The 228-nt window shown below is 64.9% G+C and carries 1 protein-coding gene; it reads right to left on the bottom strand.

All coding sequences use genetic code 11. The features are described from left to right. Positions 1 to 228, bottom strand: a 228-nt coding sequence (locus R0J88_RS24260; protein ID WP_410901496.1) for a lyase family protein, incomplete at both ends; no start/stop codon positions are given.

Raw genomic sequence — 228 nt, 5'->3', positions numbered from 1 at the left:
CAGGCGGCTGACATTGGCACTCAGCGTGATCGAGGACAGCAGGTTGTTGGCGATCAGCGGCAGCATGACATTGAGCTGGAAGTTGCCGCTCTGCCCGGCGATGCCGATGGTGGCGTCATTGCCCATCACCTGCGCCGCCACCTGGGCGGCCGCCTCGGGAATCACCGGATTGACCTTGCCCGGCATGATGGAGCTGCCCGGCTGCAGAGCCTCAAGCTCGATCTCGCC

Source organism: Pseudoalteromonas sp. SIMBA_162, assembly GCF_046535955.1.
Taxonomy (GTDB): domain Bacteria; phylum Pseudomonadota; class Gammaproteobacteria; order Enterobacterales; family Alteromonadaceae; genus Pseudoalteromonas; species Pseudoalteromonas marina.
Note: the sequence above shows the minus strand (reverse complement) of the source record. Positions and strands in the feature narration are given on the sequence as shown.